This is a genomic window from Marivita sp., from assembly GCF_965656765.1.
In the GTDB taxonomy this organism is placed as follows: Bacteria; Pseudomonadota; Alphaproteobacteria; order Rhodobacterales; family Rhodobacteraceae; genus Marivita.
The window spans coordinates 16,314-36,087 of sequence record NZ_CBFHLV010000016.1 but is presented as its reverse complement, the minus strand read 5'-3'; the positions used below and the strand labels follow the sequence as shown (position 1 = coordinate 36,087).

Genomic DNA, 19,774 nt, shown 5'->3' with positions numbered 1-19,774 from the left:
GCCCAAAACAAAGTGACGCGCCATTGGCGCGTCACACTGTTCCAATGATGGAAAACGCTTAATTGACAAGGGTCGCCGCCGCCGCTGCCGCCGCACCTTCGATCCCGAAGAGATTTACAACACCAACCACCATGATCACGGCGCTTGCCATCAGCATGCCCCAAAGGACCGGGGATTTGCCGCTGTCCAGCGCGTCGTCCCGCTCTTCGCCAAAATACATATAGAACACGATGCGCAGGTAATAGAACGCGCCGATCACGGACGCGACCACGCCTGCAATCGCCAACCACGCCAGCCCGGCTTCATACGCGGCACGCAGCACGTAGAGCTTGCCGAAAAAGCCCACCAGCGGTGGAACACCAGCCAGTGAAAACAGCAAGACCAGCATCGCCAAGGCCTTGCCCGGTTCTCGCTTGGAGTACATGTTCAACGACGCAATGTTCGACACCGGCTGCCCATCGCGGCTCATCGACAGGATAAACGCAAAGGTTCCGACGTTCATTGTCACATAGATCGCCATATAGATCAGCATCGCCTGAACTCCGAACGCCGTTCCGGCAGCAAGACCCATCAGCGCGTAGCCCATATGCGCAATCGACGAGAACGCCATCAGACGTTTGATGTCGGTCTGACCAATGGCCGCGATCGCACCAAGGAACATCGACAGCAGCGACAACAGCGCGATCACCTGACTCCAGTCGCCAACTGCGGCGCCAAAAGCATCATGCAGAACGCGGGCAAACAAAGCCATCGCCGCAACTTTGGGCGCGGTTGCGAAGAACGCTGTAACCGGCGTCGGCGAACCTTCGTAGACATCCGGCGTCCACATGTGAAATGGCACGGCTGACACCTTGAAGGCCAGACCAGAGATCAGGAAGACCAGACCGAACAACAGCCCCAGCGACACGTCACCTTCGCTGGCTGTCTGGATGATACCGGAAAACAGCGTGGTGCCGGAATAGCCGTAGACCAGCGACGCACCGTAGAGCAGCAGACCAGACGACAATGCGCCCAGCACGAAATATTTGAGGCCCGCCTCGGTGGACTTAAGGCTGTCGCGGCGCAAGGATGCCACGACATAAAGCGCCAACGATTGCAGCTCGAGCCCCATATAAAGCGACATTAGATCGCCTGCCGACACCATCATCATCATGCCGACAACCGCCAGAGCGATCAGCAGCGGATATTCGAACCGCAGCAGACCGCGACGGGTCATATAAGCTTCGGACATCAGCAGAACGGCAGCTGCCGAGACCAAGATCACCACCTTGGCAAAACGTGCAAATCCATCGTCAATGAACATCCCATTGAACGCGACGTTGGTGCCCGAACCGTTCAATCCAATCCAAACAGCAATGGCAAGGAACAGACCGCTTGTTGCCCAAACCAGGAGCGACGCCGCACCGTCTTTGACAGTGTAGACCGCGCCCAGAAGCGCCAGCATCGCATACACGGCCAACACGATTTCCGGCAGGATGATACCCAGATCAGCCGAGAGCATAGCCCAGCCCCCTTATTCGCTATGCGCGACCTGCGTGGCGAGATCCGCCTCCGCAACCGCGACTTGATAGTTGGAAACCAGCGCTTCAACCGACGGTCCGATCGTATCAAGGATCGGGGCCGGGTAAACGCCAAAGAGGATTGTCGCCACAACCAGCGGCGCGAAGATCGCCCGCTCGCGGCCTGTCATGTCCTTGATGGTCTTCAAGCTTTCCTTAATCAGGTCGCCCATGACCACCCGACGGTAGAGCCAAAGCGCATAGGCTGCTGAAAGGATCACACCAGATGTGGCCACCGCAGCGATCCATGTATTGACTTGGAAAATGCCCATCAGTGTCAGGAACTCACCGACAAAGCCCGATGTGCCTGGCAGGCCGACATTGGCCATGGTGAATAGCATGAAGATCAGTGCATAGGCCGGCATCCGATTGACCAGACCGCCATAGGCGTCGATCTCGCGGGTGTGCATCCGGTCATAGATTACGCCAACACACAGAAACAGCGCACCCGAGATGAAGCCGTGGCTGATCATCTGAAAAATTGCACCGTCCACACCCTGCTGATTGGCCGCAAAGATACCCATCGTCACATAGCCCATGTGGGCCACCGAAGAATAAGCAATCAGCTTTTTCATATCTTCCTGCACCAGCGCCACAAGCGAAGTGTAAACAATCGCAATGGCCGACATCCAAAGAACCAGTGGTGTCAGCACATCCGCACCCACCGGGAACATCGGCAGGCTGAACCGTAGAAAACCGTAGCCGCCCATTTTGAGCAGGATCGCAGCCAGAACCACCGACCCAGCGGTTGGCGCTTGCACGTGCGCATCCGGCAGCCATGTGTGGACCGGCCACATCGGCATTTTGACCGCGAAGCTGGCAAAGAACGCAATGAACATCAGCGTCTGCAGTCCGCCAACGATCTGCACACCAAGGATCGAGAATGTCTCGGAGCCGAACTGGTGCACCAGCAGCTGTTCGATATCCGTGGTGCCCGCATCCGCAAACATCGCAACCATCGCAACCAGCATCAGCACCGAGCCAAGGAAAGTGTAGAGGAAGAATTTGAACGACGCATAGATGCGGTTCTTACCGCCCCAGATACCGATGATCAGGAACATCGGGATCAGGCCTGCTTCGAAGAAGAGGTAGAACAACACCAGATCCAGCGCCATGAACACGCCCAACATAAGCGTTTCAAGGATTAGGAAGGCGATCATGTATTCCTTGACCCGGTGCGTCACTTCCCAAGAGGCTGCGATCACCAGCGGCATCATGAAAGTGGTGAGCATGACGAACAGCACCGAAATGCCATCGACACCCATCTTGTACTGAAGGCCAAGCAGCCAGTCTCCCTTCTCGACCATCTGAAACCCGGTGTTTTGCGGGTCGAACTGGAACAGGATGAAGAGAGAGATCACAAATGTCGCGGACGTGGCGATCAGCGCAAGCCACTTGGCGTTGCGATTGGCCGCATCATCGTCACCGCGCAGGAACACCAACAAAATCACTGCAGCCAACGCTGGTAGGAACGTGACAATGGAAAGAAGGTTATCCATCAGTTTGCTCCTCCGCTAAGCGTCATCCAGGTGACAAGGGCTGCGATGCCAATCACCATGAAGAAGGCATAGGTAAAGATGTATCCAGACTGCGCTTTACCAGCCAAGCGTGTCAGCATCGGAATAAAGCCCATCGCGATCCCGTTGATCGACCCGTCGATGACATTGCCATCACCACGTTTCCATAAGACACGTCCGACCATGCTGGCAGGCTTTACGAAAAGGAAATCGTAGATCTCGTCAAAGTACCATTTGTTCAACAGGAACAGGTACAGCGGTCGCTGGTTTTCGGCCAAACGTTTGGGCAGCGATGGATTTACAATGTAGAACCAATAGGCCGTCACAAAACCGAGCAGCATTGCAATGAACGGGCTGACTTTGACCCATTTCGGCACTTCATGCGCATCGTTGATGACAGTGTTGTCCGGAGCGACATAGATCGCACCCTCGCCCGGCTGACCGGCAAAGACATAGTGATGCTCACCATCCTTGGCCTCTTCGCCGTGGGCCGCGTCTTCACCATGCGCAGCGGTTTCGCCGTGGCCTTCACCCTCGGCAGAATGCTCACCGGCTTCAGCGTAAGGCACGCCAAAGAACTTGGCGACAGTGTCAGTGTGACCAAAGAAGCTGTTGTACCAGATGGCACCGGCAAAGATCGACCCAAGGCTCAGAACGCCTAGCGGGATCAGCATGATCATCGGGCTTTCATGCGCGTGTTCATGCGTATGTTTGTCGCCGCGAGGCTTACCGTAGAAGGTCAAAAACATCAGACGCCAGCTGTAGAAGCTTGTGAACAGTGCCGCGACCACCAGCATCCAGAAGGCATAGCCCATTGGACCCGCCGCATAGGCGCTTTCGATTACCGCATCCTTGGAAGCGAACCCGGCAAAGCCGATCCACCCCGTGAGCGGAATACCCACACCGGTGATGGCCAGCGTGCCGATCATCATTGCGCCAAACGTGTACGGAATCTTCTTCCGCAGACCGCCATAGTTCCGCATGTCCTGCTCGTGGTGCATGGCATGGATGACTGACCCTGCGCCAAGGAACAACATCGCCTTAAAGAAGGCATGTGTGAACAGGTGGAACATTGCCACACTGTAGGCACCAACACCTGCAGCGACGAACATGTAGCCCAGCTGGGACATAGTTGAATACGCGATCACGCGCTTGATGTCGGTCTGCACCAAGCCAATGGTCGCCGCGACAAAGGCTGTCGACGCGCCAAGGAACGTCACAAAGATCATCGCTTCAGGAGCGAATTCCATCAACGGTGACATCCGGCAAACAAGGTAAACACCTGCCGTCACCATGGTCGCGGCGTGGATCAACGCCGAAACAGGCGTCGGGCCTTCCATCGCGTCCGGCAACCATGTGTGCAGGAACAGTTGAGCTGATTTGCCCATCGCGCCAACAAACAGCAGGAAGGCAATCAGGTTTGCCGCGTTCCATTCGGTCCAAAGGAACGTCAGTTGCGTTTCCGCAAGCGTCGGCGCGGCAGCAAAGATGTCATCAAAGCGGATGCTGTCCACGAGGAAGAACAGCGCAAAGATACCAAGCGCAAAACCAAAGTCGCCAACCCGGTTGACAACGAACGCCTTAATCGCGGCGGCGTTAGCTGTGGGCTTGCGGTAGTAAAAGCCGATCAGCAGGTAAGATGCGACGCCCACGCCTTCCCAGCCAAAGAACATCTGAACAAGGTTGTCCGATGTCACCAGCATAAGCATGGCGAAGGTAAAGAACGACAGGTAGGCAAAAAAGCGTGGCTTGTAGCTTTCGCCTTCTTTCCACTGCGGGTCGTGATCCATGTAGCCAAAGCTATAAAGGTGCACGAGCGCTGATACCGTGGTGACGACGATCAGCATGGTCGCCGTCAGACGGTCCAGCCGGATCGCCCATTCGGTGCTCAGAGTGCCAGATTCGATCCAACGCAGGATGTTGATGGTTTCGGTGACGCCGTCATGGGTAAAAAAGACAACCCATGAGAGTACGCAGGCGAAGAACAACAGGCCCGTGGCCACCCATTGCGCGGCAGTTTCGCCGATGAACTTCCAGCCGAACCCACACAGGATCGCGCCGACAAGCGGGGAAAACAGAATAAGCGTTTCCATGATCGTCAGCCCTTCATCACGTTGACGTCTTCAACCGCGATGGACCCACGGTTGCGGAAGAAACAGACGAGGATGGCAAGCCCGATGGCCGCTTCGGCCGCAGCGACCGTGAGCACGAACAAGGTGAACACCTGCCCCACCAGATCGCCAAGGAAGCTCGAGAACGCGACAAGGTTGATGTTCACCGCCAAGAGCATCAATTCAATGCTCATCAGCAGGATGATCACGTTCTTGCGGTTCAGGAACAGCCCGAAAATCCCGATCACGAACAGCACCGCTGCCACTGTCAGGTAATGTTCAAGTCCTATCATCACGTCCCTCCGGGGTGTGCCCCGTCGTTTTCTTTGTCAAAGCGCCCCAATCGGATCGGGGCCGCGTGTCCTTAGAGGCCCTGTCCGGGCTTTACGTCTTTCAGTTCCATCGCCTTGGCCGGATCGCGGTACATCTGCGCCAGCACGTTCTGGCGTTTCACGTCCGAGCGGTGGCGCAGGGTCAGCACAATCGCGCCGATCATGGCGACAAGCAGGATCAGACCCGCCAGTTGGAACAGCAGGAAATACTGGTCATAGAGGATCAGGCCCAACGCCTCGGTGTTATGCCGATCGACGGGCGTCACCTGTGCACGCAAGCCTTCTGCCGCCGCATTAGACTCCCACGCACCAAAGGCCAGCGCGAATTGCATCAGGATCACCACACCGATCAGCAACGCGAGCGGCATGTAGCGCGCCATTTCCGCCTTGAGTTCCGAGAAGTCCACATCGAGCATCATAACGACGAAGAGGAACAGAACCGCCACTGCACCCACGTAGACGATGACCAAAAGCATCGCCACAAATTCGGCGCCAAGGAGCACAAACAACCCTGCCGAGGACAGAAACGCGAGGATCAGCCACAGCACCGAGTGAACCGGGTTACGGCTGATTACTGTGAACAGGCCACCGGCAATTGTGCACAGCGCGAAGAGGTAGAAGGCAAAGACACTCATGTCTCGTCATCCTTTTTGTCGTCTTCCATGACATCGCGCGCGAGTTCCATGGCGCGAGTCATGGCGGGTATACCAGCGAACATCGACATCTGAGCGATGGTCTCGGCAATCTCGTCATTGGTGGCACCGGCGGCCAGCGCGTGGCGTACCGTCATACGCACCTGCGTGTCGGCCTGCGCGCCTTGCATCGTCAGCCCCGCTAGCGTCAGCAGCAAACGTGTTTTGGCGTCCAGACCGTCCTTGCTGATGCCCTTACCAAACCACATCTCCATGGCGTCCTTGGGCATGGTTGGCCAAAGCTTTTCAAACCCCTTGGGGTCAAATGAAGACATGGCAGGATTGAACGCTTTCGCCATCTCCTGCGCTTGCGCCATCATCAGCTCAAAAGGGGTTTTTCCATCGCTCATCGGTACGGTGCGTCCAGTTCAAGGTTGCGCGCAATCTCGGCTTCCCAGCGGTCACCGTTGTCCAAAAGCTTGGCCTTGTCGTAGTACAGCTCTTCGCGGGTCTCGGTCGAAAACTCGAAGTTCGGCCCCTCGACAATCGCATCCACCGGGCACGCCTCTTGGCAGAAGCCACAATAGATGCATTTCGTCATGTCGATGTCATAGCGCGTGGTACGACGCGAACCGTCATCGCGCGGTTCCGCATCGATTGTAATCGCCTGGGCCGGGCAGATCGCCTCGCACAGCTTGCAGGCGATGCAGCGTTCTTCGCCGTTCGGATAGCGGCGCAGCGCGTGTTCACCCCGGAAACGTGGGCTCAGCGGCCCCTTTTCATGCGGGTAATTCAGCGTCGCCTTGGGGCCAAAGAAATACTTCAGGCCCAGCTTCATGCCTTGATAGAAATCCTGCAAAAGGAAGTACTTGGCAGCGCGTCCGTAATCGATATTCGCCATCTTGAACTCTCCTTATACCCAGCGCGCGAATGCGCCCCAGAACCAGTCGAATTTTGCAGCAAAGGCCACGAAGACGACCCAAACCAATGAGAACGGCAAGAACACTTTCCAACCAATGCGCATCAGCTGGTCGTAGCGGTAGCGCGGCGTGATCGCTTTCACCATCGCGAAGATGAAGAAGAAGAATGCCATCTTGCCCACCATCCACAACGCACCGTCCGGCAGGCCCGGGATCGGCGACAGCCAACCACCGAAGAACAGCAGGCTCATCAACGCACACATCAGGAAGATCGCGATGTATTCACCCGCCATGAACAGCAGGAACGGCGTGGACGAGTATTCAACCTGATAGCCAGCAACCAGTTCGGATTCCGCTTCAGGAAGATCGAACGGCGGGCGGTTGGTCTCGGCCAAAGCACTGATCAGGAACAGAAACACCATCGGGAAGTGCGGCAACCAATACCACGAAAAGAACCCGAAATCCCCGTCTTGCGCACGCACAATGTCGCCGAAATTCATCGACCCGGTTGAAATGATGATGCCGATGATGATCAAACCCAATGACACCTCGTACGAGATCATCTGTGCCGCCGAGCGTAACGATCCGAGGAACGGGTACTTGGAGTTAGACGCCCATCCGCCCATGATCACGCCGTACACTTCCAGCGAGGACACGGCAAAGACGAACAGGATCGCCACGTTGATGTCCGAAAGCACCCAGCTGTCGTTGAACGGAATCACCGCCCAGGCAATCATGGCAAGTACAAAGCTTGTCATTGGTGCCAGCATGAACACCGGCTTGTCGGCGCCTGCCGGCACAACGACCTCTTTGACGACATATTTCAGCGCGTCCGCCACGGTTTGCAGCAGCCCGTAAGCCCCTACAACGTTGGGCCCGCGACGCATCTGGACAGCCGCCCAGATTTTCCGGTCGCCATAGACGAGGAACAGAAGGCTCACCATCACAAAGCCCAGTACCGCTAGGCACTGTGCCACGATGATCACGCCGATCCCTAAAGGGGTGGTAAAGAAGTCAGCCATCACGTCCTCAAACCATCGGTATTCCGTTTTCAACGCAAGACGCGGTCACGACTTCAGCGTCGAGGGTCCGCACCCCACGGGGCAGCGCCGGCGAGATGGTGTAAACCGCATCTCCTCGCCAGAGGCCAGCCTCTTCGTATACATTTGTGCGCAAATGCCGCGCAAATCCGTAACCCCGGATCACCGCGTATTGCGCCGCTGCGCATTCCGCGTAATCCGCGACGTCCGAAGCACCGCGTGCACCACGCATCGTCACATCGAATTTGACCAAATCACCAACCAGCAAGGTGGTCTGAACGCCTTCGTAGTCCGGCGCAAAGCGTTGCATTGTTGGCTGAGCGGCGTCGCAGCCGGACAACCCACCAACCATCGCAAGCGCAACAGGTGTTATGACCGCCAAATGGCGCACCCTACTCACTCCGCCGCGATCTTGGTGCCCCTGCGGGCTTTGGCCCCCGCAGACAGCTCAGCCATCAAAGTGCTGGACCGTGCAATCGGATTGGTCAGATAGAAATCCTGAATGGCATTGCGGAAATCCGCATTGCCCAGTTTGTCTGTCGGCTCTGCCTGCCATTCGTTTTCAGGCACCTGGTCGATCATCGCAAGATGCGGCACGTCTTTGACCAACGCTTGACGAAGTTGCGCAAGGCTGTCGAACGGCAATGTCGCGCCCAGTTCAGCCGACAACGCCCGCAGGATCGCCCAGTTTTCCTTGGCCTCGCCCGGCGCAAAGCTGGCACGGAGCGCCAGTTGCGGACGACCTTCGGTGTTCACAAAGAGCCCTTGTTCTTCGGTATAGGCAGCCCCCGGCAGGATGATATCCGCACGGTGCGCACCGCGATCACCATGGCTGCCTTGGTAGATCACAAACGGACCGTCCGCGATGTCGACCTCGTCCGAGCCGAGGTTGTAGATAACCTCTGCGCCCTCGATGGCCTTGTTCAGGCCGCCATCCGTGGTGCACGCAACATCCATCGCACCCACGCGACCCGCGGCGGTATGGAGTACCATGAGCTTCTGGTTGCCCGATTTTTCGCAAATCGCCTGAACCGTCGCCAAGACAGCAGCACCGTCTGCTTCGCGTAGTGCACCCTGCCCGACGATCACAACGCAATTCTTGTCCTGCAAGTCCGACATGTCCAAACCAGCGACATGTGCAAGCGCCGCGCGGCCCGTGCCCATATGCTCGTAATCATAAGTCAGATCCACGGCTTCGCCGACCAGAATGACATCTGCGCCAGATGCCCACGCTTTACGGATACGGGCATTAAGCACCGGTGCTTCGTCACGCGGGTTAGTGCCGATCAGCAGGATTTTGTCGGCCGTTTCGATATCTTCAATTGCCGCCGTGCCGACATAGCCCGACCGGTTGCCCGCAGGCAGCTTGGCCCCATCGGTGCGGCATTCGATGTTCCCACCCTGCCCTTCGATCAGTGCCTTCAGCGCATAAGCAGCTTCGGTCGGAGCGAGATCGCCCACCAGACCGGCAACCTTCTTGCCCTTCATCGCCTCGGCCGCTTTGGTCAGCGCCTCAGGCCAGGATGCCGGGCGCAATTTGCCGTTTTCGCGGATATATGGCTTATCCAGACGCTGGCGGCGCAGCCCGTCCCAGACAAAGCGGGTTTTGTCGGAAATCCATTCTTCGTTCACGCCGTCATGGTTGCGCGGCAGAAACCGCATCACTTCGCGACCCTTCGTATCCACCCTGATGTTTGAACCAAGCGCATCCATCACATCGACAGATTCGGTCTTGTTCAGTTCCCACGGACGGGCGGTAAAGGCATAGGGCCTCGACACCAGAGCGCCCACTGGGCACAAGTCGATGATGTTGCCCTGCATGTTACTGTCGAGTGTTTCGCCTAGATACGCGGTGATTTCGCTGTCCTCACCCCGACCCGTCTGGCCCATCTGGCTAATTCCCGCGACCTCGGTCGTAAAGCGCACACAACGGGTGCAGGAAATGCAACGTGTCATGTGCGTCTCAACGAGCGGGCCAAGATCCAGATCCTCAACCGCGCGCTTGGGTTCGCGGAAACGGCTGAAATCGACACCATACGCCATCGCCTGATCCTGCAGGTCGCATTCGCCACCCTGATCGCAGATCGGGCAATCCAGCGGATGGTTGATGAGCAAGAACTCCATCACCCCTTCGCGGGCCTTTTTCACCATGGGCGAGTTGGTCTTTACCACCGGAGGCTGACCTTCCGGCCCGGGGCGCAGATCCTTGACCTGCATCGCACAGCTTGCGGCAGGTTTGGGCGGGCCGCCGACGACCTCGACAAGACACATCCGGCAGTTGCCCGCGATGGACAAACGTTCGTGATAGCAGAACCGCGGCACTTCAATCCCGGCTTGCTCACAAGCCTGGATCAGCGTCATCGCGCCTTCTACTTCAACTTCGTTCCCATCAATGATGATCTTGCGCAAGTCAGACATGCCCGAGCCCTTTGTTCCCATTTGGCTGGCGCAGTCGATGCCGTGGCAATCCGGCGATCGGCTGACGTCGCTCGCCTTCTAACGCGGGTTATTCGATTAGGCCAGATCTTCAGGCAAAAAGATCACGGGAAATATCGACGCGGGGCTCAAATTGCTGCGACTGCACAGCGCACCCAACAAGTGACTGATTCTTGGGCTTATCTGAGCAATTGACCGATCTGCGTCTGCGATTGAATCTGCGTCTGTCCAAACCGGCACAACGCAGGACGGTCATCAGGTCGAACACCGTTTTCCGCAAGGAACCGTTCCGCCTTGTCTTTCATCCGCGCCTTCTCAGCCTTGGAGGTTACATAATCTTCGACCTCATCCTCGGTATAGCCCCGCTCTCGGGCCAATGACTTTAGACGATTCAATTCAGAATAGGCGCGGATCAGGCGCGCATTGATGTTGTCACAGGATTTGCGGATCGCATCGGCAATCGCGATAGCCATGATCGCGTCGTCAATTTCAGCCACGTCGCGCAATGGCGGCTTGGCCATGGCCGATGTGCCAACGGTTAGAGCCAATATCAGTGTTGCCGTCAAAATACGCATAATTCACCCGGGTTAATGCGCCTGTAATATGGGGGCATCACTGTTGGCTATTCAATATCAGAGGTTAAATCTTCGGAGATTCCAGCAATTTATGGCTCAACACACCGCCCAGAGAGAACCACTTCATTGTCGGTTATGATCAAGTCAGAATCATCCACATCCGGGCCATTGGTCCACGCGACATCCGAGCTGCCAAGATAGGCAATGCAATGTTGTACGGCTTGGTACATCGCTGCCTGCTTGGATCCCTCGAGGCTGACGGATGCAGGACCGCCCGTTGCGACAAACCCTGCGCGGTCGCTCCGTTCAGAACGCAGATCACCGTCAAACCGCGCACCTTCAAAGGTCACAGTGTCCAGATCTCCCCGGCCGCATGCCGTCAAAGCGCACAACACAGGCACCAAGACCCAACCTGTTTTCATGATATCACCCCTTGGAAAAACTTGGCCGCACCATGCGCTTAGACGCGGCGCGCATGCAAGCCCCGAGGTGGAAAAAGGCGCGTCTACAAGGCTTTCTTAAACGCTGGCCCCTCGGCTCTGAGACGTGGTTTTGCAGGCAACCGATAACAGCTAGAAATTTCGGGTCAGGAAGTGTTTCAATAGCATTTCAGACGACATGACTTCTTCAGCAATCTCACAAAGATGCCAATCCGGGTTGAGCTCAACCCCACCTTTCTCCAACAGCATAACCGCAATTTCGCCGCCTAGAGCCTCTGGTTCTTGGTATTGACGTCCCCATTTTTCAAGATCGACACCGCTCTGCTCTAAGTTTCGCAGATAAGCTTGCACATGAGGAACGTTCGCTGTTTCACCGCTTGGTAAAAGTGAGAAACCTTCACATCTCAATGCGATAAGCGCTGCAAAATCTGCCGTCCACTTCAGATCTTTCAAGGCAGATGGCATCTCTGGGAGTTCGTCTGCTTCCAAAGCAGAGGAAAAAAGCGCCGCAATCACGACGCTTCTTTTTATCATTCCGCCGCAACCGCACTGACACGACCGGTTTTCTGCGCCTTGATTCTGTCTTCGATCTCATCGCGGAAGTTCTTGATCAAACCCTGGATCGGCCAGGCCGCCGCGTCGCCAAGCGCACAAATGGTGTGGCCTTCGACCTGCTTGGTTACATCGAACAGCATGTCGATTTCTTCGACCTCTGCCTCGCCGCGCACCAGACGATCCATGACGCGCATCATCCAACCGGTGCCTTCGCGGCAGGGCGTACACTGGCCACAGCTTTCGTGCTTGTAGAACGCCGACAAGCGCCAGATTGCTTTGATGATGTCAGTGGATTGGTCCATCACGATCACCGCTGCAGTGCCAAGGCCGGAACCAAGTTCGCCGCGCAGGTAGTCGAAATCCATGATGGCGTCTTTCATGTTCTCGCCACGCACACAGGGCACGGACGAACCGCCGGGGATCACCGCCTTGAGATTGTCCCAACCGCCACGAATACCGCCGCAATGCTTTTCGATCAGCTCTTCAAACGAGATCGACATCGCCTCTTCAACGACGCACGGGTTGTTCACATGGCCTGAAATCGCAAACAACTTGGTACCCGCGTTGTTCTGACGGCCAAAGCTTGAGAACCATTCACCCCCACGACGCAAGATCGTTGGCACAACAGCAATCGACTCCACGTTGTTCACGGTTGTCGGACAACCGTAAAGACCTGCCCCCGCTGGGAACGGCGGCTTCATGCGCGGCATGCCTTTCTTACCTTCGAGGCTTTCCAGCAGCGCGGTTTCTTCTCCGCAGATATAGGCACCGGCACCGTGATGCAGGTAGATGTCAAAATCCCAGCCAGAGCCCGACGCGTTTTTGCCCACCAAACCGGCATCGTACGCTTCGTCGATCGCATTCTGAAGCGCTTCTTTTTCGCGGATGTACTCACCGCGAATGTAGATGTAGCACGCATGCGCCTGCATCGCGAAAGACGCAATCAGGCAGCCTTCGATCAACGTGTGCGGATCATGGCGCATGATCTCGCGGTCTTTGCACGTACCCGGCTCGGATTCGTCAGCGTTCACAACCAGATAGCTGGGACGTCCATCGCTTTCCTTGGGCATGAAAGACCACTTAAGACCCGTAGGAAATCCTGCGCCGCCCCGGCCACGCAGACCAGAGGCTTTCATCTCGTCGATGATCCAGTCGCGCCCTTTCTCAATCAGCTTGGCCGTGCCATCCCAATGGCCGCGCGCCTGCGCACCCTTGAGGGTCCGGTCGTGCATCCCGTAGATATTGGTAAAGATCCGGTCCTGATCGCTCAGCATTGCTCAATCCTTGTCAGCCTGGCGCGCACGCCAGAGTTGGTATGTCATCCAAAGTCCTGCCCCAAACCCCGCAAGTACGACGAGGTCGAACAGCGCCCGGACCCGTTGGCTCCAGCCATATTGAGATCCGATAGCAGTCACCAGGATCCAGAAGAGGCCAACTGCGGCGATGAAAAGCGCAATGCGCCGTCCTTTTCGCGCCTCGTCTGAATCCCGGCTCATGGTGTGGTCTTAGCCCCCGTCAGTACACGTCACCATCGTCAACGCGCTTGGAGAATTCTGTTTCCCCGCCAGAAGTGAGGATTTTTGCTTGTTCGATCCAGTTGTCGCGTGACACGCGGCCCTTGAACCCTTCGAGATTGGCGTTCACCCATGCCTCTTCGTCAGCGGTCCAATTGGCAATCTGGTCGAAGTGATAGAAACCCATTGAGTTGAGAAGCTTTTCAAGCTTTGGCCCAACCCCTGTGATTTCCTTGAGGTTATCAGCTCCACCTTCGCGGGCTTCGGTCAGCGTAACGGGCTTTGTCCCCTCTGCTGTTCCTTCTGCTTTGCCATCACCGTCATAGTCAGGCGTCGCAGTAGCTGCAGCGGGTGCCGCTTTCTTGGCAGGTTTTGCCGCAGGCTTGTCGCCGTCACCTTCGTATTTCCAGTCGCCTTTGCGGGAAGCAAGGTCTTCCTGACCCGCCAGACGCGCGGACGGTTTCACCTGCGCACCGGCCTCTGCATCAGCTTGGGCGCTGGCCGCTTCGACTTCTGACTTTGCTTCAGCTGCGGCAGGCGCTGCAGTGGCGCCGGGCGTTGTAGACGCAGCCTTGGCCGGGCTTGCAGCAGGCGCTGCGGCTGTCGGAGCCGTTGCTGGTGTCGCCGCTTTACCAGATGCGTCCACGTTGCCGGGCCCACGCGCCGCGGGCAAGTCACGGCAGAAGATCCAACTAAACACGAGGCCAAGAACAACAAATGCCAGCCCCGCCATGAAAATGGCTCCAATGAGGCCCCAGCCTCCGATAACAAGCAGAAGGATAAAGACAAGCAGTCCCGCCCCTGCGGCCAAAGCCCATGACCCCAGCTGGCAACCTATGCCGGAATTCTGTTGTTGCATTCGTACTCTCCCTGTCCGTGTTCAGATGTCACTACTAGTAAACATCGCCTTTATTTACACGTGCAGAAAACTCTGTCTCGCCGCCTGAGGCAAGTGTCTTGGCCTGTTCGACCCAATTATCGCGGGAAACGCGGCCTTTGAACCCTTCAAGGTTCTGATCCACCCAGGCCACTTCTTCATCGGTCCAGCTTGCGATTTGGTCGAAGTGGTAAAACCCCAAGCGGTTGCAGAGCGCAGCCAATTTGGGACCAATGCCTTTGATCTGCTTAAGATCGTCACCTTTGCCATCTTTCGGCGCGTCGAGCGTTGCGGGCTTCAGACCCGGTGCAGCATCGCTCCCAGACGCAGCCGGAGTGTTGGAGCCCGCCGCTGGCGCATCGACCGGTGGCTTGGCTTTCGCTTCGACATTCGGGGCTTGACCAGGTGCCTCAGACCGTTTGTCCGATGCATCGCCCACGTCGCGCGGCGCCGGCGCATCGCCTTTTGCCCGCCCCCCCTGCGGACCGTCTGGACCAGCCGGTGGCATCATCGCGTCAGGGCCAGGTTTGGGTGCAGACCCCGCGTTGGCCGCTTTTCCCTGCCACGGCGTGATCAAAGGCACTTCGGTCCCGTCGATCCGCTTGACCGTGTCACCGATATCAGTCGCCAATTGCACCGACGCATTGTACTGGTGACGCCCGGATTCATGATCAGTGAGGCTGGTCAGTCCAGACTTCGGCTCGGCCGCGTAACGGCCATTCTGTGGGCCCGGTACTGGCACCTTGCCAGCCACCAACTCATCCAAGATTTCAGCAAATCGCTCAGATGTCAGGTCTTCGTAGTAATCTTTGCCGATCTGCGCCATCGGTGCGTTTGCACAGGCGCCAAGGCACTCGACCTCTTCCCAGCTCAGCTTGCCATCCGCAGACAAAGTGTGCGGCTTGGATGCGATTTTGTCTTTGCAGACAGCTACCAGATCCTCAGCCCCACAAATCATGCAGGACGTGGTTCCACAGATTTGGATATTAGCAACGCTGCCAACAGGTTGCAGCTGGAACATAAAGTAGAACGAGGCCACTTCGAGCGCTCGCATGTACGCCATTCCCAACATATCCGCGACTGCTTCGATCGCGGGGCGCGTCAGCCAGCCCTCTTGCTCTTGGGCGCGCCACAACAGCGGAATGATCGCGCTGGCCTGACGACCCTCGGGATATTTGGTGATCTGCGCATCGGCCCAGGCTTGATTATCCGGGGTGAAGGCAAAACTTGCAGGTTGTTCGGAATGAAGGCGTCGTAACATATCGGATCCTATTGCGTCATCACGCAGACAACGGGAATGTTCGGTACGGAGCGGTCCTTGGCCTGTCCGGCCAGTTCGTCCAAAAGCGCCGTTTGGCGGGTGGCCTGATCTTCGGGTGTGTCGAAAAGAAAACACAGGTAGATGTCGGAGCCGTTTGTCATCCCGTACAACACATTGCCTGAGGCACCGGTTCCGAAAGGCTCAAAGCCTTGCACCAGCAAATCAGACGAGAACACGTAATCCGACTGTCCCGGCGCAAACGCCATCGCAGCAGACCCGGCAAACGCCGCGGCAGCTATGACAGCGGAATGGATCATTCCGGCGCGCAGGCCCCGGTGATCAGGCGAATACCGCCATTCGACAACGACACGGCCTGTTCAGAGGCAAGACGGAACTGCGCGGTTTCCAAAACCTGTTGACGCGTCAGACCAGTCTGCAACTCAACCGGCAGATAATCGCCTTCATCCACCAAATCACAGCCAATCGAGGCAACCGCCTCGTCAAATGCCGCGAGGTCGACGGGTGTCACACCCTCGGGTGGCAAAGCGCAAGCACTCAGCAGGCCAAGACCGGCAAAGGCGGTAAGGAAACGGCTGGTCATCTGTCAATCTCTCCAAACACAACATCCATCGTCCCGATGATGGCCGCCACATCGGCCAGTTGGTGTCCGCTGGCAACATGGTCCATCGCCTGCAGGTGCAGGTATCCCGGCGCACGCAGCTTGGCGCGGTATGGTTTGTTTGAACCATCGGCGACAAGATAAACCCCGAATTCGCCTTTAGGCGCCTCGACGGCGGCATAAACCTCGCCCTCGGGCACGTGGAACCCTTCGGTATAGAGCTTGAAATGGTGGATCAGAGCTTCCATCGAGGTCTTCATCTCGGACCGTTTCGGCGGCGTGACTTTGCCACGGGCCAGAATATCGCCCTGTCCCTCAGGCGCACGCAGCTTTTCGATGGCCTGCTTCATGATTTTCACGCTTTCGCGCATTTCTGCCAGTCGAACGAGGTAACGATCATAGCAGTCGCCATTCTTGCCCACGGGGATCTGAAAGTCGAACTCGTCATAGCATTCATAGGGCTGTGCACGGCGCAAATCCCAGGCAAGGCCCGATCCACGCACCATGACGCCTGAAAAGCCCCAGTCTTGAATTTCTTCTTCGCTGACAACACCGATATCAGCGTTCCGCTGTTTAAAGATGCGGTTTTCGGTCAGCAGGCCATCGATATCGTTCAGCACCGCCGGGAAGGTTTCGCACCATTCCGCGATATCATCGATAAGATCTGACGACAGGTCCTGATGAACACCGCCCGGGCGGAAGTAGGCTGCGTGTAAACGTGCGCCGCAAGCCCTTTCGTAAAAGATCATCAGCTTTTCGCGCTCTTCAAACCCCCACAGCGGCGGGGTCAGCGCACCAACGTCCATCGCCTGCGTTGTGACGTTCAGAAGATGCGACAGGATGCGCCCGATCTCGGAATACAGAACACGGATCAAAGAGGCCCGGCGCGGCACTTCAACGCCGGTCAAACGCTCAATCGCCAGACACCAAGCATGTTCTTGGTTCATCGGGGCCACGTAATCAAGCCGGTCGAAATATGGCAGGTTTTGCAGATAGGTGCGGCTTTCCATCAGCTTCTCGGTGCCACGGTGCAGCAGGCCGATATGCGGGTCGCAGCGCTCTACGATTTCGCCATCCAGCTCAAGCACAAGCCTCAAAACACCATGCGCTGCAGGGTGTTGCGGACCGAAGTTGATGTTAAAGTTGCGGATGCTCTGTTCGCCAGAAACCGCATCGATGCTTCCATCGTCGAACTTGGAGCCGTCCATCATGTCGCTTCTCCTTCGGGGGCGTACATCGCGAAGACCTCGGCCCCGGTCATAGACTTCTGGATCCCTGCCAAGGCAAAGGTCTCCGGTTTTTCGTCAATGAATATCTCGGACATCACCGGAAATTTCTCTGGCTCGTGAAAAGCCCCCAGAGAGATCACATGTTCAGACTGCGGCGCATCAAGCGAATGATACGACAGATTGCTACCACACGTCCTGCACGACAGCCGTTCCGCCCAATCGCTGGAGGCGTAACGCAGCAAAGGCGCATCATCGTTCCACACAACGTCCTTGCAGTGAACCGCCATGTTGATCCCACCAGACCACTTGCGACAAATCCCGCAGTGACAGGCCCCAGCTTCCATTTCCACGGGTGACGCGGTGAAAGTACACGCCGTACACAGACAAGAACCAGACATTGTCTGCATCAGCCCGCCTTTTCGTCCTGTTTCTCGTCACCCGGAAGCACGTATTGCGCGCCTTCCCACGGGGACATGAAATCGAACTGCCGATATTCCTGAACAAGGCTCACCGGCTCGTACACTACGCGCTTTTTCTCTTCGTCATAGCGCACTTCGGTATATCCCGTGGTCGGGAAATCCTTGCGCAACGGATATCCGCGGAAACCATAATCGGTGAGAATGCGGCGCAAGTCCGGATGTCCCGAAAACAGGATTCCGAACATATCGAAGACTTCGCGTTCGAACCAATTGGCACTTGGGTGCACATCCGTCACCGAAGGGACCATCTCGTCTTCACGAATACTGACGCGCAGGCGAATGCGGTGGTTCTGGTACATCGACAGGAAATGGTACACGACGTCGAACCGCTTGGGCCGATCTGGATAATCAACTGCGGTAATGTCCACCAACGACGAAAACTTGCAGGTATTGTCCGTCTTCAGAAACTCGACAAAGCCCGCGATATTCGACGGTGCCACATCCACATTCAGCTCATTGTGCGTGACGTCCCATGCGATCACGCAGTCGGGGCGCTTCAACTCAATATGCTGGCCAAGTTCGTTGAGGGCTTCACTCATCGTACAATCGTCCCAGTCCGGCGAATCTTGCGTTGCAGAGCCATGATCCCATACAGCAACGCTTCTGCTGTCGGAGGGCAGCCCGGCACATAGACATCGACCGGCACGATCCGGTCACAGCCACGCACCACGGAATAGCTATAGTGATAATAGCCGCCGCCATTGGCGCAAGACCCCATCGAAATCACATAGCGCGGCTCCGGCATCTGGTCGTAAACCTTGCGCAGCGCCGGGGCCATCTTGTTGGTCAGCGTGCCCGCCACGATCATCAGGTCCGATTGGCGCGGGGATGCGCGCGGTGCTGTCCCAAAACGCTCAAGATCATAACGCGGCATCGAGGTGTGCATCATCTCAACCGCACAGCAGGCCAGGCCAAACGTCATCCAGTGCAGCGACCCGGTGCGCGCCCAGTTGATGATGTCTTCGGTCGAGGTCAGCAGGAATCCCTTATCCGCTAGTTCCGCATTCAGCGCCTGCGTGGTGACTTCCTTGTCCGCCCCTGCGGTATTCGCGCCAGCCATCACTCCCATTCCAGCGCTCCTTTTTTCCATTCATAAGCAAAGCCGATGGTCAAAACGGCGAGGAACACCATCATCGACCAAAAGCCTGTCATGCTGATGTCCTGAAATGCCACCGCCCAAGGGAACAGGAATGCAATTTCGAGATCAAAAATGATGAACAAAATCGACACGAGGTAAAACCGTACATCAAACTTCATCCGCGCGTCGTCGAACGCGTTGAACCCACATTCGTACGCCGACACCTTTTCGGGATCCGGATTGCGCACCGCAATCACGACAGCGGCAAGGATCAGGACAAGGCCCAATCCGATGGCTATGGCCAAAAATACGAGGATTGGCAGGTATTCCCGCAGCATGTCTTCCAAGACGAGGCTCCTTTTCCCATCGCGCACTTAGACGCGTCGTCAAGTGGCGAGGTTGACTTGGCGCTGATGTACTCCCGTCACCCGGAAGGGTCAACCGCAGGGCAACATCTTCTGGGCAGTGAATATCTCTATGAAAACACGCAACCTGTCGCTTTTTTGTGCCTGATTTTAAAGGCATGCGGCAATCCGCCGGATCATATGGTCTTCGCAAACCGCGCCGTTGCGTCGCGGCACCTGCCAAACCTTTGCGCAA

Annotated in this window: 24 protein-coding genes; all 24 read right to left on the bottom strand. The window is 56.9% G+C overall.

Annotated features, from left to right (window positions below; all coding sequences use genetic code 11):
• Nucleotides 1–58 precede the first annotated feature (58 nt).
• Nucleotides 59–1,501: an NADH-quinone oxidoreductase subunit NuoN gene (gene nuoN / locus ACTG4M_RS06905; RefSeq protein ID WP_439122910.1), complete on the bottom strand. Its 1,443-nt coding sequence runs from the start codon at nt 1,499–1,501 to the stop codon at nt 59–61.
• 12 nt (nt 1,502–1,513) lie between these two features.
• Nucleotides 1,514–3,058 carry an NADH-quinone oxidoreductase subunit M gene (locus ACTG4M_RS06900; RefSeq protein WP_439122909.1) on the bottom strand — a complete coding sequence of 515 codons (1,545 nt, stop codon included), beginning with the start codon at nt 3,056–3,058 and terminating at the stop codon, nt 1,514–1,516.
• A complete protein-coding gene (gene nuoL / locus ACTG4M_RS06895) occupies nt 3,058–5,169 on the bottom strand; it encodes an NADH-quinone oxidoreductase subunit L (protein WP_439122908.1) in 2,112 nt (703 codons plus the stop codon). Before nuoL ends, ACTG4M_RS06900 begins: the two co-directional genes overlap by 1 nt.
• A 5-nt stretch (nt 5,170–5,174) precedes the next feature.
• Nucleotides 5,175–5,480 (bottom strand): NADH-quinone oxidoreductase subunit NuoK, encoded by a 306-nt coding sequence (gene nuoK, locus ACTG4M_RS06890; RefSeq protein ID WP_072777106.1) that lies wholly within the window; start codon nt 5,478–5,480, stop codon nt 5,175–5,177.
• 71 nt (nt 5,481–5,551) lie between these two features.
• Nucleotides 5,552–6,154: an NADH-quinone oxidoreductase subunit J gene (locus ACTG4M_RS06885; RefSeq protein ID WP_439122907.1), complete on the bottom strand. Its 603-nt coding sequence runs from the start codon at nt 6,152–6,154 to the stop codon at nt 5,552–5,554.
• On the bottom strand, nt 6,151–6,561 hold the full coding sequence (locus ACTG4M_RS06880) for a carboxymuconolactone decarboxylase family protein (RefSeq protein ID WP_439122906.1): 411 nt from the start codon (nt 6,559–6,561) through the stop codon (nt 6,151–6,153). The genes ACTG4M_RS06885 and ACTG4M_RS06880 overlap by 4 nt, the downstream gene beginning before the upstream one ends.
• Nucleotides 6,558–7,052 carry an NADH-quinone oxidoreductase subunit NuoI gene (gene nuoI, locus ACTG4M_RS06875; RefSeq protein WP_439122905.1) on the bottom strand — a complete coding sequence of 165 codons (495 nt, stop codon included), beginning with the start codon at nt 7,050–7,052 and terminating at the stop codon, nt 6,558–6,560. The genes ACTG4M_RS06880 and nuoI overlap by 4 nt, the downstream gene beginning before the upstream one ends.
• 12 nt (nt 7,053–7,064) lie before the next feature.
• Entirely contained in the window at nt 7,065–8,093 is a 1,029-nt protein-coding gene (gene nuoH, locus ACTG4M_RS06870; protein ID WP_439122904.1) for an NADH-quinone oxidoreductase subunit NuoH, read from the bottom strand.
• Nucleotides 8,094–8,100: 7 nt separating this feature from the next.
• Nucleotides 8,101–8,463, bottom strand: a complete 363-nt coding sequence (locus tag ACTG4M_RS06865) for a hypothetical protein (RefSeq protein WP_439122930.1) — start codon at nt 8,461–8,463, stop codon at nt 8,101–8,103.
• A 44-nt stretch (nt 8,464–8,507) separates the two neighbouring features.
• Nucleotides 8,508–10,529: an NADH-quinone oxidoreductase subunit NuoG gene (nuoG, locus tag ACTG4M_RS06860; RefSeq protein ID WP_439122903.1), complete on the bottom strand. Its 2,022-nt coding sequence runs from the start codon at nt 10,527–10,529 to the stop codon at nt 8,508–8,510.
• A 197-nt stretch (nt 10,530–10,726) separates the two neighbouring features.
• Nucleotides 10,727–11,122 (bottom strand): DUF5333 family protein, encoded by a 396-nt coding sequence (locus tag ACTG4M_RS06855; protein WP_439122902.1) that lies wholly within the window; start codon nt 11,120–11,122, stop codon nt 10,727–10,729.
• Nucleotides 11,123–11,211: 89 nt separating this feature from the next.
• The gene (locus tag ACTG4M_RS06850) at nt 11,212–11,544 is read right to left on the bottom strand and encodes a hypothetical protein (RefSeq protein ID WP_439122901.1); all 333 of its coding nucleotides are present in this window, start codon (nt 11,542–11,544) and stop codon (nt 11,212–11,214) included.
• Between the two features lie 150 nt (nt 11,545–11,694).
• Nucleotides 11,695–12,015 (bottom strand): hypothetical protein, encoded by a 321-nt coding sequence (locus ACTG4M_RS06845; RefSeq protein WP_439122900.1) that lies wholly within the window; start codon nt 12,013–12,015, stop codon nt 11,695–11,697.
• Nucleotides 12,016–12,092: 77 nt separating this feature from the next.
• Nucleotides 12,093–13,391 carry an NADH-quinone oxidoreductase subunit NuoF gene (gene nuoF / locus ACTG4M_RS06840; protein ID WP_439122899.1) on the bottom strand — a complete coding sequence of 433 codons (1,299 nt, stop codon included), beginning with the start codon at nt 13,389–13,391 and terminating at the stop codon, nt 12,093–12,095.
• A 3-nt stretch (nt 13,392–13,394) separates the two neighbouring features.
• A complete protein-coding gene (locus tag ACTG4M_RS06835) occupies nt 13,395–13,613 on the bottom strand; it encodes a DUF5337 domain-containing protein (protein WP_439122898.1) in 219 nt (72 codons plus the stop codon).
• A gap of 19 nt (nt 13,614–13,632) precedes the next feature.
• Entirely contained in the window at nt 13,633–14,490 is an 858-nt protein-coding gene (locus ACTG4M_RS06830) for an endonuclease (RefSeq protein WP_439122897.1), read from the bottom strand.
• A 34-nt stretch (nt 14,491–14,524) separates the two neighbouring features.
• Nucleotides 14,525–15,769 carry an NADH-quinone oxidoreductase subunit E gene (locus ACTG4M_RS06825; RefSeq protein WP_439122896.1) on the bottom strand — a complete coding sequence of 415 codons (1,245 nt, stop codon included), beginning with the start codon at nt 15,767–15,769 and terminating at the stop codon, nt 14,525–14,527.
• Between the two features lie 8 nt (nt 15,770–15,777).
• Nucleotides 15,778–16,086, bottom strand: coding sequence for a hypothetical protein (locus ACTG4M_RS06820; protein WP_439122895.1), 309 nt, complete (start codon nt 16,084–16,086; stop codon nt 15,778–15,780).
• Complete coding sequence (locus ACTG4M_RS06815; protein WP_439122894.1) at nt 16,083–16,370, bottom strand: hypothetical protein; 288 nt, start codon at nt 16,368–16,370, stop codon at nt 16,083–16,085. The genes ACTG4M_RS06820 and ACTG4M_RS06815 overlap by 4 nt, the downstream gene beginning before the upstream one ends.
• Nucleotides 16,367–17,596 carry an NADH-quinone oxidoreductase subunit D gene (locus ACTG4M_RS06810; RefSeq protein WP_439122929.1) on the bottom strand — a complete coding sequence of 410 codons (1,230 nt, stop codon included), beginning with the start codon at nt 17,594–17,596 and terminating at the stop codon, nt 16,367–16,369. The genes ACTG4M_RS06815 and ACTG4M_RS06810 overlap by 4 nt, the downstream gene beginning before the upstream one ends.
• Nucleotides 17,596–18,024, bottom strand: coding sequence for a GFA family protein (locus ACTG4M_RS06805; protein WP_439122893.1), 429 nt, complete (start codon nt 18,022–18,024; stop codon nt 17,596–17,598). Before ACTG4M_RS06805 ends, ACTG4M_RS06810 begins: the two co-directional genes overlap by 1 nt.
• The gene (locus ACTG4M_RS06800) at nt 18,024–18,635 is read right to left on the bottom strand and encodes an NADH-quinone oxidoreductase subunit C (RefSeq protein ID WP_439122892.1); all 612 of its coding nucleotides are present in this window, start codon (nt 18,633–18,635) and stop codon (nt 18,024–18,026) included. Before ACTG4M_RS06800 ends, ACTG4M_RS06805 begins: the two co-directional genes overlap by 1 nt.
• Entirely contained in the window at nt 18,632–19,156 is a 525-nt protein-coding gene (locus tag ACTG4M_RS06795) for a NuoB/complex I 20 kDa subunit family protein (protein ID WP_439122928.1), read from the bottom strand. Before ACTG4M_RS06795 ends, ACTG4M_RS06800 begins: the two co-directional genes overlap by 4 nt.
• Nucleotides 19,156–19,521, bottom strand: coding sequence for an NADH-quinone oxidoreductase subunit A (locus ACTG4M_RS06790; RefSeq protein WP_439122891.1), 366 nt, complete (start codon nt 19,519–19,521; stop codon nt 19,156–19,158). Before ACTG4M_RS06790 ends, ACTG4M_RS06795 begins: the two co-directional genes overlap by 1 nt.
• Nucleotides 19,522–19,774 lie beyond the last annotated feature (253 nt).